This is a genomic window from Pseudonocardia nigra (assembly GCF_019396355.1).
GTDB classification, from domain to species: domain Bacteria; phylum Actinomycetota; class Actinomycetes; order Mycobacteriales; family Pseudonocardiaceae; genus Pseudonocardia; species Pseudonocardia nigra.
Genome location: NZ_JAHKRK010000171.1, coordinates 1 through 17,701, shown reverse-complemented (window position 1 = coordinate 17,701; position 17,701 = coordinate 1). Strand labels below are relative to the sequence as shown.

Annotated in this window: 14 protein-coding genes; 3 read left to right on the top strand and 11 right to left on the bottom strand. The window is 73.4% G+C overall.

The window, feature by feature from the left end:
• Positions 1 to 281 precede the first annotated feature (281 nt).
• Entirely contained in the window at positions 282 to 677 is a 396-nt protein-coding gene (locus KME75_RS30335) for a TIGR03618 family F420-dependent PPOX class oxidoreductase (protein WP_308283237.1), read from the bottom strand.
• Between the two features lie 129 nt (positions 678 to 806).
• Here KME75_RS30335 and KME75_RS30330 point away from each other — a divergent pair, with 129 nt between their 5' ends.
• Positions 807 to 2,276 carry an MFS transporter gene (locus KME75_RS30330; RefSeq protein ID WP_219418336.1) on the top strand — a complete coding sequence of 490 codons (1,470 nt, stop codon included), beginning with the start codon at positions 807 to 809 and terminating at the stop codon, positions 2,274 to 2,276.
• Positions 2,277 to 3,255: 979 nt separating this feature from the next.
• Here KME75_RS30330 and KME75_RS30325 read toward each other — a convergent pair.
• The 3 genes from KME75_RS30325 to KME75_RS30315 are packed head-to-tail and all read right to left on the bottom strand — an operon-like array spanning position 3,256 to position 5,049.
• Complete coding sequence (locus KME75_RS30325; RefSeq protein ID WP_219418335.1) at positions 3,256 to 3,621, bottom strand: VOC family protein; 366 nt, start codon at positions 3,619 to 3,621, stop codon at positions 3,256 to 3,258.
• Positions 3,622 to 3,623: 2 nt separating this feature from the next.
• On the bottom strand, positions 3,624 to 4,169 hold the full coding sequence (locus tag KME75_RS30320; protein WP_219418334.1) for a carboxymuconolactone decarboxylase family protein: 546 nt from the start codon (positions 4,167 to 4,169) through the stop codon (positions 3,624 to 3,626).
• A 25-nt stretch (positions 4,170 to 4,194) separates the two neighbouring features.
• Positions 4,195 to 5,049 (bottom strand): alpha/beta fold hydrolase, encoded by an 855-nt coding sequence (locus KME75_RS30315; protein WP_308283235.1) that lies wholly within the window; start codon positions 5,047 to 5,049, stop codon positions 4,195 to 4,197.
• A 181-nt stretch (positions 5,050 to 5,230) separates the two neighbouring features.
• On the opposite strand from KME75_RS30315, the gene KME75_RS30310 reads away from it, so the two are divergent.
• Positions 5,231 to 10,798, top strand: coding sequence for an ATP-binding protein (locus KME75_RS30310; protein WP_308283234.1), 5,568 nt, complete (start codon positions 5,231 to 5,233; stop codon positions 10,796 to 10,798).
• A 103-nt stretch (positions 10,799 to 10,901) separates the two neighbouring features.
• Here the strand turns inward: KME75_RS30310 and KME75_RS30305 are convergent, their stop codons facing one another.
• From KME75_RS30305 to KME75_RS30275, 7 genes are all read right to left on the bottom strand, one after another.
• Positions 10,902 to 12,083 carry a glycoside hydrolase family 3 N-terminal domain-containing protein gene (locus KME75_RS30305; protein WP_219418333.1) on the bottom strand — a complete coding sequence of 394 codons (1,182 nt, stop codon included), beginning with the start codon at positions 12,081 to 12,083 and terminating at the stop codon, positions 10,902 to 10,904.
• 64 nt (positions 12,084 to 12,147) lie between these two features.
• The gene (locus tag KME75_RS30300; RefSeq protein WP_219418332.1) at positions 12,148 to 13,146 is read right to left on the bottom strand and encodes a glutathione S-transferase family protein; all 999 of its coding nucleotides are present in this window, start codon (positions 13,144 to 13,146) and stop codon (positions 12,148 to 12,150) included.
• Positions 13,147 to 13,231: 85 nt separating this feature from the next.
• Positions 13,232 to 13,438 carry a hypothetical protein gene (locus KME75_RS30295; protein WP_219418331.1) on the bottom strand — a complete coding sequence of 69 codons (207 nt, stop codon included), beginning with the start codon at positions 13,436 to 13,438 and terminating at the stop codon, positions 13,232 to 13,234.
• Positions 13,439 to 13,465: 27 nt separating this feature from the next.
• Positions 13,466 to 13,981 carry a GtrA family protein gene (locus KME75_RS30290; protein WP_219418330.1) on the bottom strand — a complete coding sequence of 172 codons (516 nt, stop codon included), beginning with the start codon at positions 13,979 to 13,981 and terminating at the stop codon, positions 13,466 to 13,468.
• A 285-nt stretch (positions 13,982 to 14,266) separates the two neighbouring features.
• Entirely contained in the window at positions 14,267 to 14,815 is a 549-nt protein-coding gene (gene pcaG / locus KME75_RS30285) for a protocatechuate 3,4-dioxygenase subunit alpha (RefSeq protein WP_219418329.1), read from the bottom strand.
• Entirely contained in the window at positions 14,808 to 15,524 is a 717-nt protein-coding gene (gene pcaH, locus KME75_RS30280; protein WP_219418328.1) for a protocatechuate 3,4-dioxygenase subunit beta, read from the bottom strand. The genes pcaG and pcaH overlap by 8 nt, the downstream gene beginning before the upstream one ends.
• Positions 15,521 to 16,690, bottom strand: coding sequence for a 4-hydroxybenzoate 3-monooxygenase (locus KME75_RS30275; RefSeq protein WP_219418327.1), 1,170 nt, complete (start codon positions 16,688 to 16,690; stop codon positions 15,521 to 15,523). The genes pcaH and KME75_RS30275 overlap by 4 nt, the downstream gene beginning before the upstream one ends.
• Positions 16,691 to 16,770: 80 nt before the next feature.
• Here KME75_RS30275 and KME75_RS30270 point away from each other — a divergent pair, with 80 nt between their 5' ends.
• On the top strand, positions 16,771 to 17,508 hold the full coding sequence (locus KME75_RS30270) for an IclR family transcriptional regulator (protein WP_219418326.1): 738 nt from the start codon (positions 16,771 to 16,773) through the stop codon (positions 17,506 to 17,508).
• The last annotated feature ends 193 nt before the right edge of the window (positions 17,509 to 17,701 follow it).

Here is a 17,701-nt window from a genome sequence, read left to right as displayed (position 1 = left end):
CGTTCTCGTTGACGTAGTGCTCGGTGGTGTTCGCGGCGTCGAGCAGCGGAGCCATCGGCGAGGTGATCCGCGCCTGGCCGAGCGTGGCGATGTTCAGGTCGAGCTGGGGTTGGTTGCGAGGCAGATCTACGACGGTGGCCTCATGGTCGTCCTCGAACGCGATGCTCACGGGTCCACTCCCTGCGGCGGGTCCGGCCGGACCGGCACGTAGGGCCACGCCGCGGCGGTGGGGATCGCAGCCCTCTTGACCGGTACAGGATGCCTGCTCGCCCGCGGTGGGGCTAGACCAGCCCCAGCACCCGCTGCACGGTGATCTCCAGGACCACCCGCTCCGAGTTGACCCGGGGCTCGCGGTACCGCACACCGTAGCGGCGCACGGCCTCGGCGACGGAGTCGGCGTCCCGCCGCACGACCGCCTTGCCCTCCAGCGTGGACCAGCGCCTCCCGTCGACCTGCGACACGACCGCGACGCCCATGGCCTCCACGTTGCGCACCTTCTGCGACCGCCCGCTGCATATCACTCGCGCGAGGCCGGCCTCGACGTCGAGCGTGACGCCGACGGGCACGACGTGCGGGCTGCCGTCGGGCCTCAGAGTGACGAGGGTGCCGATCCGCCGCTCGGTCCAGAATTCGCGGAACTCGGGGGTGACGAGCTCGGGGGTCAGCACGCGGGTCACGCCGGCACCGTAACCCGAGCCCGTCGGTGCCCTCCCCGCTGTCAGGAAAGCCACGTTCCTGTCGTTGAACGTCAGCAACGTGGCTTTCCTGTCACTTTCGGCTGGCGGAGACCCCTGAACAACTTGCCAATGGCAACGATCTCGTGTCATCTGGAAGTTGTGTGGTCTCATCAAGCTTCCGGCCCGGCCCGTCCCGCGCTCGTCGTCGGTGTCCTCGCCTCGTGCGGGCTGGCCGTCTCGCTGATGCAGACCCTGGTCGTCCCCCTGCTCCCCCGGTTCCCCCGGCTGCTGTCGGCGTCCCCGGCCACGGTCGCGTGGCTCGTCACCGCGACGCTCGTGGCGGGGGCGGTCGGCGCACCACTGCTGGGCAGGCTCGGCGACATGTACGGCAAGCGCCGCATGCTCCTCGTCGCGCTCGCGCTGGTGAGCGTGGGGTCGGCCCTGGGCGCAGTTGCGCCGGACGTCGGTGTGCTGATCGCGGCCCGCGTGCTGCAGGGCGCCGCGCTCGGCGTGGTCCCACTCGGGATCAGCATCATGCGGGACCTCCTTCCCGCCGACCGCGTCGGCAGCGGCGTCGCGCTGATGAGCTCCTCGCTCGGGATCGGTGGCGCCATTGCGCTGCCGCTCACCGGGCTCGTGGCCCAGGAGGCCAGCTGGCGCTGGCTGTTCGCCGGGGCCGCCGTCGTCGGCGCGCTGCAGTTCCTGCTGGTCCGCGCCGTCGTGAGCGAGTCGCCCACCCGCACCGGCGGGCGGTTCGACCTCCTCGGCGCACTCGGGCTCGCCGTGGCACTCGTCTGCCTGCTGCTGGCGGTGTCGAAGGGCGCGGAGTGGGGCTGGGCCAGCGCCGGTGTGCTCGGGCTGCTGGTCGCCGCCGCGGTGCTCTTCGCCGCGTGGAGCCGGTACGAGCTGCGGACCAGGTCGCCGATGGTCGACCTGCGGGTCTCGGCCCGCCCCACCGTGCTGTGGACGAACGTGGCGTCGATCGCCACGGGCTTCGCGATGTTCGCCAGCTTCCTGGTGACCACCCAGATCCTGCAGGCGCCGGTCGCCACGGGCTACGGGTTCGGGCTGTCGCTCGTCGCCGCGGGCGTGGTGCTGCTGCCGATCGGTGGCGCCATGTCCATCTTCTCGCCGGTGTCGGCCCGGATCTCGGCCCGCTACGGGCCCCGCACCACCCTCGTGCTGGGCACCACCGTGCTGGCGGCGGGCAACGTCGGGCTGGCCACGCTGCCCGGGTCGGTCCCGCTCGTGCTCGCCGCGTCGACGGTCGCGGCGATCGGGGCCGCGCTGGCCTACTCCGCACTGCCGCTGCTGATCATGAACGGGGTGCCGTCGACGGAGACCGCTGCCGCCAACAGCCTCAACACGCTGATGCGCATGCTCGGGACCTCGTCGTGCAGCGCCGTCGTCGCCGCCGTCACCACCGGTCTGACGGCGTCCGTCGCCGGGCGGGAGCTGCCCTCGGCCTCCGCGTACGTGGTGGTGTTCCTCGCTGCGGCGGGCGCCGCCGCGGTGGCCGCGCTGATCGCCGCCCTGACGCCGCGCTCCCCCGTCGCCGGGGCGGCCGCGCCCGTCCCGGTGCCGGCGCGGGCGGCCTGACCCCTCGCCGCAGCCCTGGCGCTGCGACATGATCAGCGTGAACGCGCAGTCATCGCGGTCGGGACCGCACGGACGCGCATCTCCCGGCGATCACCGGCCGCATGATCGCCGCGAGCGCGCAGAGATCGCAGTCAACACCGTGCAAAGGCGCCTCTCGCAGCGATCATGGCCCGCCGGGCGACCTGCGCACGCTCGTCCGGCCCCCGCGGCAGCTCGCCCCACCCGTCCCACACCCGAGATCGCCGCGAGCGGTTCGTTTCGGCAGTTGCAGGTGCTGGGACGTGCACCTCGCGACGATAACCGCGGCATGATCGCCGCGAACGCGCAGTCATCGCAGTCCGGACCGCAAACGCCCGCATCTCGCGGTGATCACGGCCGGCCGGGCGACCTGCGCACGCTCGTCCGCCCCCGCGGCAGCTCGCCCCACCCGTCCCACAGCCGAGATCGCCGCGAGCGGGTCGTTTCCGCAGTCGCAGGCGCTGGGACGCGTGCGTCGCGGCGATCACCGGCTGCATGATCGCAACGAGCGCATCGATGTCGTAGTCCAGACCGCACGCACGCACCTCTCACGGCGATCTTGGCCCGGTAAGCGAGGTACGCCCGCTCGTTCCCCAGCCACCGTCGCTGGACGCCCAAGATCGCCGCGAGCGGGTCGTTTTGGCAATCGCAGGTGCAAGGATGCGCGTTTCGCGGCGATCACCGGCGGCATGATCGCCGCGAACGCGCAGTCATCGCAGTCGCGACCGCGCACACGCGCATCTCGCGGTGATCATGGCCGACGTGCGCGCGCTCGTCCCCCAGCCGCACCTCGCTCGCACCCCTCCTCACCCAAGATCGCCACGAGCGCACCCGTTCAGCAGACCCAGGTTCAGAAACGCGCACCTCACGGTGATCACCGCCCACATGATCACCGCGAACGCGCAGTCATCGCGGTCGCGACCGCCCGCACGCGCATCTCACGACGATCACCACGCCGCCGCTACCGGGTGTCCCGCCGGATCGGGTGGTCCTCGGGCACCTGCACGAGCACGATGCGGGTGCCGTCGGGGTCGGCGATCCACATCTCGTGCAGGCCCCACGGCTCCTGCCGCGGCTCGCGGACGACGTGGGCGGCGATCTCGCGGTGGGCCGCTGCGAGGTCGCGGACCTGCAGCCACAGGGCGACGGCCGCGCCCGCGGGGGTGTCGGCCCGGCCGGACAGCTCGAGGTAGCCGCTGCCGAGGAAGAACACGGTGCCGCCGGGGAACTCGCGGGCGACGGCGAGGCCGAGCACGTCCCGGTAGAACGCCAGGCTGCGCTCCATGTCGGTGGGGTGCAGCAGCACCCGCGATGCGAGGACCTCCATCGTCAGTCCCGGCGCACCCGGAGGCTGCCGGGCGCGGCGGGCGGGTCGGGGTCGATCCGCAGCGTGGTCATCACCCTGGCGAGCCCGAGGTAGTGCCCGGCCGTGAGCGCCAGCTCGACGACGCGGCGGTCGTCGAGCTCGGCCGCGAGCGCGGCGTAGCGGTCGTCGGGGACCTCGCCGTCGCGCACCAGATCGGCGACGAACGCGAGCACGGCCTGCTGGGCCGGCGTGAAGCACGCGGCGTCGATCTCCCCGCGGTCCACCGCGGCGATCTGCTCCTCGGTGGCGCCGCAGTCCAGCGCGATGGGGACGTGCTGGTCCCACTCGTAGCGTCCGGCCAGCCTCCCGACCTGCAGGATCGCGAGCTCGCGCAGGAGCGGGTCGAGCGCGAGGTCGGACAGCACGGCGCCGCCGAAGCGCAGCCATGGCACGAACGCGGTCTCGGCGTGCGCGAGGAGACCGAACACGTGCAGTCGCGGCATCTTCCCCAGTGCCGACGCGGTGGCGGGCGGGGCGTTCTCGGGTTCGACGTACGGGACGCGGGCCATTTCCCGACCTTAGGGGGGAGCGCCGCTACAGGGGGTGCTCGGCGATGTGGTCGAGCACGAGCTCGGCGAGCTGGTCGGGGGCCTCGTCCGGGATCCAGTGGCTCACGCCGCGCAGCTCCGCGTACCGGAACGGGCCGGTGACCTGCTCGTGGGTCAGCTCGGTGGACTGGCGGGTCAGCGCCGTGTCGCCGTCGCTCCACACGAACAGCGTGGGCACCGGCACGGGCGGGTCAGCGGCGTCCGGCCGCTCGAGGAACATCGCCCGGTACCAGTTGATCGCCGCGGTCAGCGCCGCCGGGTCGGCGAGCCCGGCGGCGTCGCGCTCGGCCGCCTCCCGGCGCTGCCCGGTGCGCCGCAGCATCGCCGCGAACAGCGGGGAGAACGGACGTCCACGGGCACCGAGCGCGCGCTCGGGCAGCCCCGGCAGCTGGAACGCGTAGACGTACCAGGACGCCAGGCCCTGGCGGGTGGTCAGCAGCGACCGGACGTACGTGGCGGGCGGCGGGACGGAGACGGCCGTGAGCGTGCGCACGCGGTCGGGGTGGCGGGCCGCAAGCCGCCACGCCACGACGGCTCCCCAGTCGTGGCCGACGAGGTGCACCCGCGCCCCTGCACCGACCGGCTGGTCGATCACCGCGAGCGCGTCGGCCACGAGCTCGCCCGACCGGTACGCCCTCCTGCCGGGCGGGCGCGCACCCGGCGAGTACCCCCGCTGGTCGGGCGCGAGCACCCGGTACCCGCGGGCCGCGAGGCGAGCCGCGACGGCGTCCCAGCTGGTGGCCCGCTGCGGGAACCCGTGCAGCAGCAGCACCGGGTCGCCGTCGGCCGGTCCGTGCTCGCGCACGTCGAAGGTCAGGTCACCGCGGCTCACCGTCAGCACGCGATCATCTTGCCCGGTCGGATGCGCAGCGTGATCCCCCGCTCGTCGGTTGTGCTCACGGGGGCGTGTCGAGTTGGGTGGGCCGGACCGGAGGATCCCGGCGTACGGTCCTCGGGTCCGTCCCGAACCGGACCGGACTCGGGCGGCCGTGGCCATCAGCGACGGGGAGTTGAAGTAGATCGTGACGGAGCAGGCGTTCCAGCGGGTTGCCATCGTCAACCGCGGGGAACCGGCGATGCGGCTGATCCACGCGGTGCGGGAGTGGAATGCCGAGGCCGGCGCGGAGGACCGGCTGCGGACGATCGCGCTCTACACGGCCGTGGACCGGCATGCGATGTTCGTCCGTGAGGCCGACGAGGCCGTCCTGATCGGCCCGGACGACCCGGACCAGGCGTTCGCCACGAGCCCGTACCTCGACCACGCCGAGCTGGAGCGCGGGCTGCGGGCGGCGCGCGCCGACGCGGTGTGGCCCGGCTGGGGCTTCGTGTCCGAGAAGGCCGACTTCGCGCGCCTGTGCCGGGAGCTCGGGATCGTGTTCATCGGGCCGTCGCCGGAGGTGATGGAGCGGCTCGGCGACAAGATCGCGGCGAAGAAGCTGGCCGAGGAGGTCGGCGTGCCGCTGGCCGCCTGGAGCGGCGGCCCCGTCGCGGACGTCGCCGAGGCCCGCGGGCACGCGGAGCGGATCGGCTACCCGCTGATGGTCAAGGCCACCGCGGGTGGCGGCGGCCGCGGCATCCGGCGCGTCAACGCTCCCGAGGAGCTCGACGAGGCCTTCGAGCGGGCGAGCTCCGAGGCCTCCCGCACCGCGGGCGACGCCACCGTCTTCCTGGAGCGCGCGATCCGGGGCGGGCGCCACGTCGAGGTGCAGGTGGTGGCCGACGCCACCGGCGACGTGTGGACGCTCGGCGTGCGCGACTGCTCGGTGCAGCGGCGCAACCAGAAGGTCATCGAGGAGTCCGCTTCCACCGCGCTCGACGCCGAGCAGGACGCGCTGCTGCGCCGCTCGGCGGCCGAGCTGGCCCGGGCCGCGGGCTACGTCAACGCCGGCACCGTCGAGTTCCTCTACGAGCCCACCGAGCGGCTGCTGTCCTTCCTCGAGGTGAACACGCGACTGCAGGTGGAGCACCCCGTCACCGAGGCGACCACCGGGGTCGACATCGTCAAGCTGCAGCTGCACGTCGCGCTGGGCGGGAAGCTCGCCGACATCGCGCCGGAGATGCCGCAGGCCCGCGGGCACGCCATCGAGGCCCGGCTCACCGCCGAGGACCCGGAAGAGGGCTTCGCCCCCGCCCCAGGCCGCATCGAGCACCTCGCGCTGCCCAGCGGCCCCGGCGTCCGGGTCGACACCGGCGTGGCGGCGGGCGACGTGATCCCGCCGCAGTTCGACTCGATGATCGCCAAGGTGATCGCGTGGGGCCGCGACCGGGCCGAGGCGCGCGCCCGGCTGTCCCGCGCGCTGCGCGAGACCACCGCGGTGATCGACGGCGGTACCACCAACAAGGCGTTCCTGCTCGACCTGCTGAGCCGCCCCGAGGTCGTCACGGGCGACACCGACACCACGTGGCTCGACGGGATGATGGCCGAGGGCTACGCGCCGCCGCGGCGGCTCGACGTCGCCCTGCTCGCCACGGCCGTCGAGGCGCAGGACGCCCACGTGGCACGGCAGCGGCAGCGGCTGTTCACCTCCGCCGAGCGCGGCCGCCCCGAGGTGGGGCACGAGACGTGGCACCAGGTGGACGTGCGCGCGGCGGGCCAGTCCTACCGGCTGCGGGTGGCGCAGGCCCGGGGCTCCCGCTATCGGGTCGAGGTCGACGGACGTGCGATCGACGTCGACGCGGAACGCATCGGCCGGTTCGAGCGCAAGCTGACCGCGGGCGGCGAGACGTTCACGGTGCTGTCGGTCCCGCAGGGCTCGGACTACCTCATCGAGGTCGACGGCGCGGTGCACCGCATCTCCGGTGGCGAGGCCGGCATGGTGCGCGCCCCGGCCCCGGCGATGGTGGTGGCCATCCCGATCGCGCGTGGCGACGTCGTCGAGGCGGGCGACGTCGTGGCCGTGGTCGAGAGCATGAAGCTGGAGACGGCGCTGCGCGCACCCGTCGCCGGCCGGGTGCGGGAGATCCTCGTCGCCCCGAACACCCAGGTGGAGGGCGGCACCAAGCTGGTGCGGCTCGAGCCGGACTCGGACGGGGGTGGCGCCCCGGCGGGCGAGCGCGTCGACCTGTCGCGGCTGGCACACCCCGCGGTCGCGAGCACCGACGCCGCCGTCGTGGCCGCCGACGCGCTCACGTCGCTGCGCTACCTCGTGCTCGGCTACGACGTCGACGAGCGCAGCGCCCGGCCGCTGCTGGCGGCGCTCACCGCGGCGCGCGAGGACCTCGCGCCCGACGACCCGGGTGTGCTCGCCGGCGAGTCGGCGGTGCTGCGGATCTTCGCGGACCTCTCCGCCCTGTCGCGCAACCGCCGTGGCCCGGAGGACGAGTCGCAGCAGGTCGACCCGATGGGCGAGGAGGCCCGCAACCCACAGGAGTACCTGTACGCCTACCTGCGGTCCCGGGACGCCGACGCGGAGGGCCTGCCGGAGTCGTTCCGCGAGAAGCTGCGCCGCGCGCTCGCGCACTACGGCGTGCCGGACCTCGAGCCGTCGGACGCGCTCAGCAGCGCGCTCTACCGGATGTTCCTCGCCCACCGCCGGGCCGCCGCGCACGTCCCGGTGGTGCTCGAGCTGCTGCAGTGGCGGTTGCGCCACCCCGACGCGCTGCCCGAGTCGGCGCGTGCGGAGTACCAGCGCACGCTCGACCGGCTCATCCCGGCCACGCAGCTGCGCCACCCGGTCGTCGGCAGCCTGGCCCGGCAGGTGCGCTACACGCTGTTCGACGCGCCGCTGATCGCCATGGAGCGGGCCGCGGGCCAGGAGAAGGTGCGGGCCGAACTGGACCGGTTGTTCGACGACCCGGACGTGCGCCGCGGGCAGATCGGCGCGATCGTGTCGGCGGGCGAGCCGATCCTCGGGGTGTTCGGCGCGCGCCACCACGCCGCGATGCTCGAGGTGATGACCCGGCGCTACTACCGGGTCCGCGGGCTGCACGATCTGCAGCTGGAGGACCGCGGCGGGCGGCCGCTGCTCACCGCGGGCTACGCACACGACGGCCAGGAGTTCGCCGTGCTCGCCACCACCGTGCACACGGCGGACGACGCACCGTCCTGGGGCGAGCCGATGGCCGTGCAGGGCGACCTGCGGCGGCTCATCGCCCAGCTGCCGGAGGGCCGCACGGCGCTGCTCGACCTGTACGTCATCGCGGGCGAGGCCCCGGACGCCGACCCGGAGCGCTCCGCGGAGAAGATCCGCGCGATGCTCGGGCGGTTGCCCGATCGGCTGGCCAGGGTGGCGGTGGCGGTGCGCCGCCCGCACGGCGACGAGCGGTCGGCGTGGTTCACGTTCGCGCCGGGCCCGGACCGCAGGCCCGTCGAGAACCGGACGCTGCGTGGCCTGCACCCGATGGTCGCCGAGCGGCTCGGGCTGTGGCGCCTGTCGGACTTCGAGCTGACCCGCCTGCCGTCCCCGATCGACGTGCACATCTTCCGTGCCGTGGGGAAGAACGTGCCGGACGACCGGCGGATCATCGTCATGTCCGACGTGCGCGACCTGACCGTGCTGCGTGACGAGGCCGGTCGCATCCGCGCCCTCCCCCAGCTCGAGCAGGTGCTCGACTCCTGCATGGACGCGCTGCGCTCGGCCCGGGCCACGGAGAACGGCGGCGCGCGGCTGGACTGGAACCGGGTGCTGCTCTACGTCTGGCCGGTCGTCGACGTGCCGCTGGAGGAGCTCGACTCGGTCGTGTGGGTGCTCGCGCCCCGCACCGAGGGGCTCGGTTTGGAGCAGGTGCTGGTGCAGTTCCGGCACACCGCGGGCACGGGCGAGCCGCGCGAGTTCATGCTGCGGATGTCCCGGCCCCCGGGTGCGGGCCTCACCGTGCAGGTCACCGAGCCGCCGACGCACCCGCTGCGCGAGCTCGACGCCTACGCGCAGAAGGTGATCCGGGCCCGCCGTCGCGGCGCCGTCTACCCGTACGAGCTCGTGCCGATGCTGGTGCGCAACCCCGACCGGGGCGGGGCGCCCGGCTCGTTCACCGAGTACGACCTCGACGACTCCGGGGCGCCGGTGCCGGTGGATCGGGCTCCCGGCGGCAACACCGCCAACATCGTGCTGGGCACCGTCACCACGCCGACGCGGCGCTACCCGGAGGGCATGACCCGCGTGGTGCTGCTGGGCGACCCGACGAAGGCGCTCGGGGCGCTCGCCGAGCCGGAGTGCGCACGCATCCTGGCCGCGATCGAGCTGGCCCGGCGCCTGGACGCGCCGATCGAGTGGTTCGCCGTCTCAGCGGGCGCGAAGATCGCGATGGACTCCGGCGTCGAGAACATGGACTGGATCGCGCGGGCGCTGCGCGGGATCGTCGAGTTCACCCAGGACGGCGGCGAGATCAACGTGGTGGTCTCGGGCATCAACGTCGGCGCCCAGCCGTACTGGAACGCCGAGGCGACGATGCTCATGCACACCAAGGGCATCCTCGTGATGACGCCCGACAGCGCCATGGTGCTCACCGGAAAACAGTCGCTGGACTACTCCGGCGGCGTCTCGGCCGAGGACAACTTCGGCATCGGCGGCTACGACCGGATCATGGGCCCGAACGGGCAGGCGCAGTACTGGGCGCCCGACCTGTCGGGCGCGGTGGACGTCCTGCTCACCCACTACGCCCACACCTACCGCGCGCCCGGCGAGCGGTTCCCGCGGCCGGCGCCGAGCACCGACCCCGTCGACCGGGACATTTCCGACTCCCCGCACTCCGGGCCGGGCTGCGACTTCACGACGGTGGGCGAGGTGTTCTCGGCCAACCCCGGCCGGAAGAAGCCGTTCGACATCCGCTCGGTGCTGCGGTCGGTGGCCGACGCCGACCACCCCACGCTCGAGCGCTGGATCGACATGATCGACGCCGAGGGCGCGGTGGTGCTCGACGCGCACCTGGGCGGGCAGCCGATCGCGCTGCTGGGCGTCGAGTCCCGCCCGCTGCCCCGTCGCGGGCGGATCCCGATGGACGGGCCCACCTCGTTCACCGGGGGCACCCTGTTCCCGAAGTCCTCGAAGAAGATGGCCCGGGCCATCAACGCGGCCAGCGGGAACCGTCCGCTGGTGATCCTCGCGAACCTGTCCGGGTTCGACGGGTCACCGGAGTCCCTGCGGCTGCTGCAGCTGGAGTACGGCGCCGAGATCGGGCGCGCAATGGTCGACTTCGACGGGCCCATCGTCTTCTGCGTGATCTCCCGGTACCACGGCGGCGCCTTCGTCGTGTTCTCCGGCACGCTGAACGACAACATGGAGGTCGCCGCCGTCGAGGGCTCGTACGCGTCGGTGCTCGGCGGGGCGCCCGCGGCGGCCGTCGTGTTCGCGGGCGAGGTGAACAAGCGCACCGCGAACGACCCGCGGATCGCCGGCCTGGAGGCCCGGATCGCCGACGCGCGACGCGAGGGCGCGGAGTCCGAGGCGGCGCGGCTCACCGCCGGGCTCGCGGCCCTGCGGCCGGATGTGCGGTCGGAGAAGCTCGGGCAGGTGGCCGACGAGTTCGACACCGCCCACAGCATCCAGCGGGCCCAGCAGGTGGGCGCGGTGCACGCCATCGTGGAGCCGACCCGCCTGCGCCCCTACCTGGCCGACGCGGTGCGCCGCGGCATGGAACGCACCCAGCGGTAGGAGACCCCGCGGCCGCCCGGGAGTTGCAGCAAGGTGGCTTTACTGCGGTGTTGTTGCAGTAAAGCCACCTTGCTGCGGTCCGGCGGCGAGGTGATGGCGGAGTTCAGGAGCAGACGCGCTTGGCCGCCAGCACCCGTGCGACCGCGGCGTCGTTCGCCTCGGCGTTCAGCTCCCCCGCCGCCAGGGCCTGCTCCAGCGCGTCGAGCACCGGGGTGACCCGGCCGCCGTCGGACCACAGCGCGATGTCCGCCCCCGCCGCCAGCGCCCGCTCGACGGCCTCGGGCAGCTCGAACTCGTCGGTGATCGCGGCCATCGCGCCGAGGTCGTCGGTGAGCACTAGGCCGTCGAAGCCGTACTCGCCGCGCAACAGCTCGTAGACGGCCGGCGTGAGCGAGCTCGGCAGGTCCTCGGTCAGCCCCGGCACGTCCAGGTGTCCGACCAGCACCCCGGTGCGACCGTTGCCGAGCGGGCCGGCCGGGCCGAGGAGGTCGGCGTAGGGCTGCAGGTCGACCTCGCGCAGCTCGTCCAGCGGCGGGGTGGTGACACGGCCTTCGTGCGAGTCGCCGTCGCCGCGTCCGTGCCCGGGGAAGTGCTTGAGGACGGTGAAGACCCCGGCCTCGCGCAGTCCCTGGGCGAACGCGCCGGCGTAGCTGGTGACGGTGCCGGGGTCGGAGCCGTAGGACCGGTCCCCGATCACCGCCCCGGCCGGCTGCTCGCTCACGTCGACGGTCGGGGCGAGGTTCATGGTGACGCCGCGGGCGGCGAGCGCCCGGCCCCGGTCGCGGCCGAGCTCGCGCACCTCCAGCGGGCTCAGCTCGGTGGCCATCTCCCGCGCGCTCGGCAGGTCGCCGTCGAGGTCGTCGATGCGCTGGACGCGGCCGCCCTCGTCGTCCACGGCGACCGCGAGCGGGATCCGCGACATCGCCTGCACACCGCGCAGCGCCTGGTCGGACAGCAGCTCCGTGGCGTTGCCGCCGATGAAGATGCCGCCGACCTGGGTCAGGAGGACCGTCTCGGCCGTGGTGGCCGGGTCGGACGCGTCGACCCCGACCATCAGCCGCTGGGCCAGCCGGGCCCGCGGCGGCATCGCGGCGACGACGGCGCGGCAGTCGGGCAGCCGGTCGGGGCCCAGCGCCAGGCCGGTGAGCTTCGGCGTCGGGGGCTCCGGGGTGGCGACGGCCGCGGGGGCCGGGGCGGCGAGCAGGCCGGCGAGCGCGGCAGCGGCGACGGCCGCGCTGCGCAGCGGGGACCTGCGGGCGGGCGGGGACGAGGCACGGAGCAGCATCGGGAGCCATCATCCCGTGCGCGTCCGGGCAGTCGTGGCACGGGTACGGCGCCGGTGCCCGGCGTCAGCTGATCGGCGGCACCCGCTCGCCCTCCGGCGGCGGTCCGGGCGGGGTGCCGTCGCCGAACGGGCGCCCACCGAGGTCCTCGCGGCCGTGCGGGGTGAGCCAGCCCAGCGGGTCGGGCCCGACCGGCACGATCCCGGTGGGGTTGATCTCGGCGTGCACGCCGTAGTAGTGCTGCTTGATCTGCTCGAAGTCGATCGTGTCGCCGAAGCCCGGCGTCTGGAACAGGTCGCGCGCGTAGCCCCACAGCACCGGCATCTCGGCGAGCTTCTGCCGGTTGCACTTGAAGTGGCCGTGGTAGACGGCGTCGAAGCGCACGAGCGTGACCCAGAGCCGGATGTCGGCCTCGGTGATCGTGTCGCCGACGAGGTAGCGGCGGGTCGCGAGCCGCTCCGAGAGGGCGTCGAGGCGGCCGAACACCTCGGCGTACGCCCGCTCGTAGGCGCCCTGTCCCTTCGCGAACCCGGCCTTGTACACGCCGTTGTTGATGTCGTGGTAGACGGCGTCGTTGATCTCGTCGATCTCCGCGCGGTGCTCCTCGGGGTAGAGGTCGGGGGCCCCGTCGCGGTGGTAGGCCGTCCACTGCGTGGAGAAGTCGAGCGTGAGCTGCTGGAAGTTGTTGGTGACGACCTTGCCGCCGGCGACCTGGACGACCGCGGGGACGGTGACGCCCGCCGAGAAGTCGGGGTCGGCCTTGCGGTAGGCCTCGCCGAGGTACTCGATGCCCAGCACCGGGTCCTTGTCGCCGGGGTCGAGGTGGAACCGCCAGCTGCGCTCGTCGTGCAGCGGTCCGGCGATCCCCATCGACAGCACGGGCTCCAGCCCCAGCAGCCGGCGGACGATCACGCTGCGGTTCGCCCACGGGCACGCCCTGGCGACGATCAACCGGTAGCGCCCCGGCTCGACGGGCCACCGCGACGAGCCGTCGGCGGTGATCCGCTCGGTGACGGCGACGGGCTTGCGCTCGAACGCCTCGGTGGTCGACTGCGTGGCGGCCATGCCGGGAATCTATGCCCTCCGCAGCGCGACTGCCGGACGGCCGGTGACGGGCCACCGCCGGGAGGACCGGCGGTGGCCCGGGGGCTCAGTCGTCCTGGCCGTCGTCACCGTCCTGGCCGTCGTCGCCGTCCTGGCCGTCCTGGCCGTCGTCGCCCTGCTGCTCGGAGACGGCGGGCACGCCGTCGTCGCCGTCGTCGCTCTCGCCGCCGCCGCAGGCACCCGCCGAGGTGAACAGCAGCGCACCGGCGGCCAGCAGGGCCGCGGTCGTCCGTTTGGTGATCGAAGCTCCCATGTGTCCCACCGTGCCAGGCCGAGGCCCTCAGCGCAGGCGGACGGGTTCCTCCGCAGCCGCGGGCTCCCGCTCGTCCGGGCTGCCACCGAAGACCCAGTACCGCATGACGAGGAAGCGGCTGATCCCACCGAGGACGCTCGCCGCCGCCACCGTGCCCGACTCCAGGACCGGGGCCGGGTCGGTGACCACGAGCCCGAGCAGCAGGAGCACGGCCGAGCTGTAGAACGCGTAGAACACGACGGTGCCGCCGTTCTGCACGTAGGCGCGCCACCGGTGCACAACGGCGCCACCGAACGTGAACCGCCGGTTGGCCTCGGTGCTCACCGCGGTGCTCAGCACGAGCGCGACGAGGTTGGCCGGCAGCGTGTCCCACCAGGTGCGGAGCAGGAGGAAGATCGCGGCGTTGGCGGCGGTGCCGAGCCCGCCCACGAGGGCGTAACGGATCAGCTGCACGAACAGCGGATGGCGCGTCCGCAGCCGCGCCCGGAACGACGGCACCGCCGCGGCCACCGGCATCGTCATCGCGACCGCCGGCCCCGTCACCTTGACCACGTCCTTCCGCTGCGCGAAACCTGTGATCCCTTCTTCCCATCCGGACCAAGGTCTGCGCTATGTCTCACCTGAGAAACCGCTGTGTCGGGTCGTGGATTCCCCACGCATCGGGTGATCGACACCACCCGATCGCGGCGCCGTGGGCCGCGGCCCCGGCCCACGAACGGGGCGACTCGCGCACGCGAAACGGGCGACTCGCGAAGTTTCCGCGAGTCGCCCGTTCCCGGTGCCCGAGTCGCCCTCCTCCAGCTCCCGGCCGGTGGGCTCAGACAGGGCTCAGACCGTGAGGAAGACCGTCTCCCCCTCGCCCTGCAGACGAATGTCGAACCGCAGCTCCCCCACGCCCGCGTCCTGCGCGACGAGCGTGGTGGCACGCTCCGCAGGCAGCGACGCGAGCAGCGGGTCGGCGGCGTTGGCCGCGGTCTCGTCCGGGAAGTAGATCCGGGTGACGAGCCGGTCGAGCAGCCCGCGCGCGAACACCGAGACGTCGATGTGCGGGGCCTGCCCGTCGCCGAGCGCGCCCGGCTTCACCGTGACGATCTCGTAGCGGCCCTCGGCGTCGGTGGCGCACCGGCCGAAGCCGCGGAAGCCCGATCCGGACGCCCCGCGGGGGTCGTCGGGGTGGTCGAAGCGACCGTCGGGGTCGGCCTGCCAGGTCTCGATCATCCCGTCGATGACGGGCTCGCCCACGCCGTCGGTGACGACACCGGAGATCCGGATCGCGCCCGGGGTGCCGTCCGGGACGACCTTGTGGCCCTCGAGCCACGTGAGCCCGATGCTCAGGAACGGCCCGACGGTCTGCGAGGGGGTCAGCAGGTCACTCATGCGGCTCCTCGAAGGGGGTCTGCTCGCGCCCGCGCAGCACGATGTCGAAGCGGTAGGCCAATGCCCACTCCGGGCGGGTGGCCTCGAGGTCGAACGTCGAGACCATGCGCTGCCGGGCCTTCGGGTCGGGCACCGAGTTGAAGATCGGGTCCTGGTCGAACAGCGGGTCGTCGGGGAAGTACATCTGCGTCACGAGCCGCTGGGTGAACGCGCGGCCGAAGAGGGAGAAGTGGATGTGCGCTGGCCGCCAGGCGTTGTGGTGGTTGCCCCACGGGTACGCGCCGGGCTTGATCGTGGTGAACGAGTAGTTGCCCAGCGAGTCGGTGAGGACCCGGCCGCCGCCGGTGAAGTTGGGGTCGAGCGGCGCGGGCCAGTTGTCCCGGGCGTGCGGGTAGCGGCCGGCCGCGTTGGCCTGCCACACCTCGACGAGCGTGTCGGGCACGGCGCGCCCGTCGCTGTCGAGCACCCGGCCGAAGACGGTGATCCGCTGCCCGATGGGCTCGCCGGCGTGCTGACGGGTGAGGTCGTGGTCGTTGGGCCCGATGTCGCCGGTGAGCAGCGGTCCGGTGACCTCGGTGAGCCGGTGCCGGAGCACGATCGGCGCCTGCGACGGCGCCCGCAGGCCGGTGCTCTTGTAGCCGGCGAAGTCGAGCGGGGGATGGATGCCCTCCGGCGCGGGCCGGTAGCCGGGGGGATGCGGGATTGTCATGCGACTGCTCCATGGGGAAGGCCGGTGTAGTTCTCGGCGAGGCTCGTGGCGGCCGCGCGGGACGAGACGGTGTAGCGCAGCTGCGACAGCTGCAGGCGGCGGGTGAACGCGTCCGCGTCGGGCATCTTGTGCAGCATCGAGGTCATCCACCAGGAGAAGTGCTCCGCCCGCCACACCCGCCGGAGGCAGGTGTCGGAGTAGGCGTCGATCCCGGTCTCGTCGCCGCGCTGCAGGAAGCCGGTCAGCGCCTCGGCGAGCACCCGCACGTCCGCGATCGCGAGGTTCATGCCCTTCGCCCCGGTGGGCGGGACGATGTGGGCGGCGTCGCCCGCGAGGAACAGCCTGCCGTGCCGCATCGGCTCGGCCACGAAGCTGCGCATCCCCGTGACGCCCTTCTCCAGCACCGGGCCCTCGTTGAGGGTGAAGCCCTCGGCCGCCAGGCGGGTGCCGAGCTCGTCCCAGGTCCGGGCGTCGGACCAGTCGTTCACGTCGGTGTCCGGCGGCACCTGCAGGTACAGGCGGGTGACCTCCGGGCTGCGCATCGAGTAGAGCGCGAAGCCGTTGTCGTGGTTGGCGTAGACGAGCTCGTGGTGCGTGGGCGCCGCCTTGGCGAGGATGCCGAGCCAGGCGAACGGGTACTGCCGGTCGATCACCTCGTGGGCGAACGCGCCGCGGCTGATGCCGTGGAACCCGTCGCAGCCGGCGATCACGTCGCAGTGCAGCTCCTGCCGCTGCCCCTCGGCGTCGGTGAAGCCGATGACGGGCGCGTCCGCGATGCCGTCGAGGGTGACGTCGGAGACCTCGAACCGCAGGTCGCCGCCGTCGGCGAGCCGGGCGGCGATCAGGTCCTTGACCACCTCCTGCTGCCCGTAGACGGTGATCCCGCGACCGACGAGGTCGGCGAAGTCGATGCGGTGGTCGCCGCCGTCGAAGCGCAGGGAGATGCCCTCGTGCGGCAGCCCCTCGCGGTCGAGGCGCTCGGCCAGCCCGACCTCGCGCAGCAGCTCGACCGTCGGGTGCTCCAGCACCCCCGCCCGCACCCGCTGCTCGACGTAGCTCCGACTGCGGGCCTCGAGCACCACCGACTCGATCCCCGCGCGGGCGAGCAGGTGTGACAACAGCAGCCCTGCCGGTCCCGCGCCCACGATCCCTACCTGTGTGCGCATGCCCGGAAGCGTCGCGCACGCGTCCGCGCTCGCTCGACTCGGCTTCCGTTGAGCGGAAGCCGGAGGCACACTGGGCGGTGATGGGTCAGACGGTGACGGCGCGGGTCCTGCGCGTGCTCGGGGCGTTCAGCGGGGAACGCCCCGACCTCACGCTCACCGAGATCAGCAGGCGGGCCTCGCTGCCGCTCACCACGGCGCACCGCATCGTCGGCGAGCTCGCCGACTGGGGTGCGCTGGAGCGGGCCGACGACGGCCGCTACCGCGTGGGGCTGCGGCTGTGGGAGGTCGGGGCGCTGGCGCCGCGCGGGCTCGGGCTGCGCGAGTCGGCGATGCCGTTCCTCGAGGACCTCTACGAGGTCACCCGCCAGAACGTGCAGCTCGCGGTGCTCGACGGTGCCGAGGTGGTCTACCTGGAGCGGATCTCCGGGCGCGGCGCGGTCAACGTCATCACCCGGGTCGGGGGTCGGCTGCCGCTGCACGCCACCGGCGTCGGGCTGGCGCTGCTGGCCCACGCCGACCCGGAGCTGCAGGAGCAGGTGCTCGCCGGACCGCTGAAGCGCTACACGCCGAAGACGATGTGCCGGCCCGACGAGGTGCGCCGCGCGCTCGCCGAGGTGCGCCGCTCCGACGTTGCCATGAGCGACGGACAGATCGAGCTGGTGGCGCTGTCGATCGCGGCGCCGGTGCGGGGAGCGCGCGGCGACGTCGTCGCGGCGCTCTCGGTGGTGGTGCCCGCGGCGACGTCGGACGCCCTGCCGTACATCCCCGTTGTACGGGCGGCCGCACGCGGCATCTCCCGGGCCCTCGGCGCCCCGTGACCGGAGCCCGCCGCCCGCAGGAGGCGAGCGGCGCCGGCACGATTGCAGCAAAGCCACTTTCATGCCACGACGTTGCGTGAAAGTGGCTGTCAGGAGAATCGACCGCAGCCTATGAGGCCTTGGCGAGTGTGACCTCGTATCCGAGGTCTTGGAGTGCCTTGAGGTGGCGGTCGCGGCGACGGTCGGGGCTGTC

What these genes read in the sequence shown, in the direction of transcription:
- KME75_RS30330 (WP_219418336.1), top strand. Translation starts at nt 807, where the DNA reads ATGGCAACGATCTCGTGTCATCTGGAAGTTGTGTGGTCTCATCAAGCT.
- KME75_RS30325 (WP_219418335.1), bottom strand. Translation starts at nt 3,621, where the DNA reads ATGGAGGTCCTCGCATCGCGGGTGCTGCTGCACCCCACCGACATGGAG.
- KME75_RS30320 (WP_219418334.1), bottom strand. Translation starts at nt 4,169, where the DNA reads ATGGCCCGCGTCCCGTACGTCGAACCCGAGAACGCCCCGCCCGCCACC.
- KME75_RS30305 (WP_219418333.1), bottom strand. Translation starts at nt 12,083, where the DNA reads ATGCTGCTCCGTGCCTCGTCCCCGCCCGCCCGCAGGTCCCCGCTGCGC.
- KME75_RS30300 (WP_219418332.1), bottom strand. Translation starts at nt 13,146, where the DNA reads ATGGCCGCCACGCAGTCGACCACCGAGGCGTTCGAGCGCAAGCCCGTC.
- KME75_RS30295 (WP_219418331.1), bottom strand. Translation starts at nt 13,438, where the DNA reads ATGGGAGCTTCGATCACCAAACGGACGACCGCGGCCCTGCTGGCCGCC.
- pcaG (WP_219418329.1), bottom strand. Translation starts at nt 14,815, where the DNA reads ATGAGTGACCTGCTGACCCCCTCGCAGACCGTCGGGCCGTTCCTGAGC.
- pcaH (WP_219418328.1), bottom strand. Translation starts at nt 15,524, where the DNA reads ATGACAATCCCGCATCCCCCCGGCTACCGGCCCGCGCCGGAGGGCATC.
- KME75_RS30275 (WP_219418327.1), bottom strand. Translation starts at nt 16,690, where the DNA reads ATGCGCACACAGGTAGGGATCGTGGGCGCGGGACCGGCAGGGCTGCTG.
- KME75_RS30270 (WP_219418326.1), top strand. Translation starts at nt 16,771, where the DNA reads ATGGGTCAGACGGTGACGGCGCGGGTCCTGCGCGTGCTCGGGGCGTTC.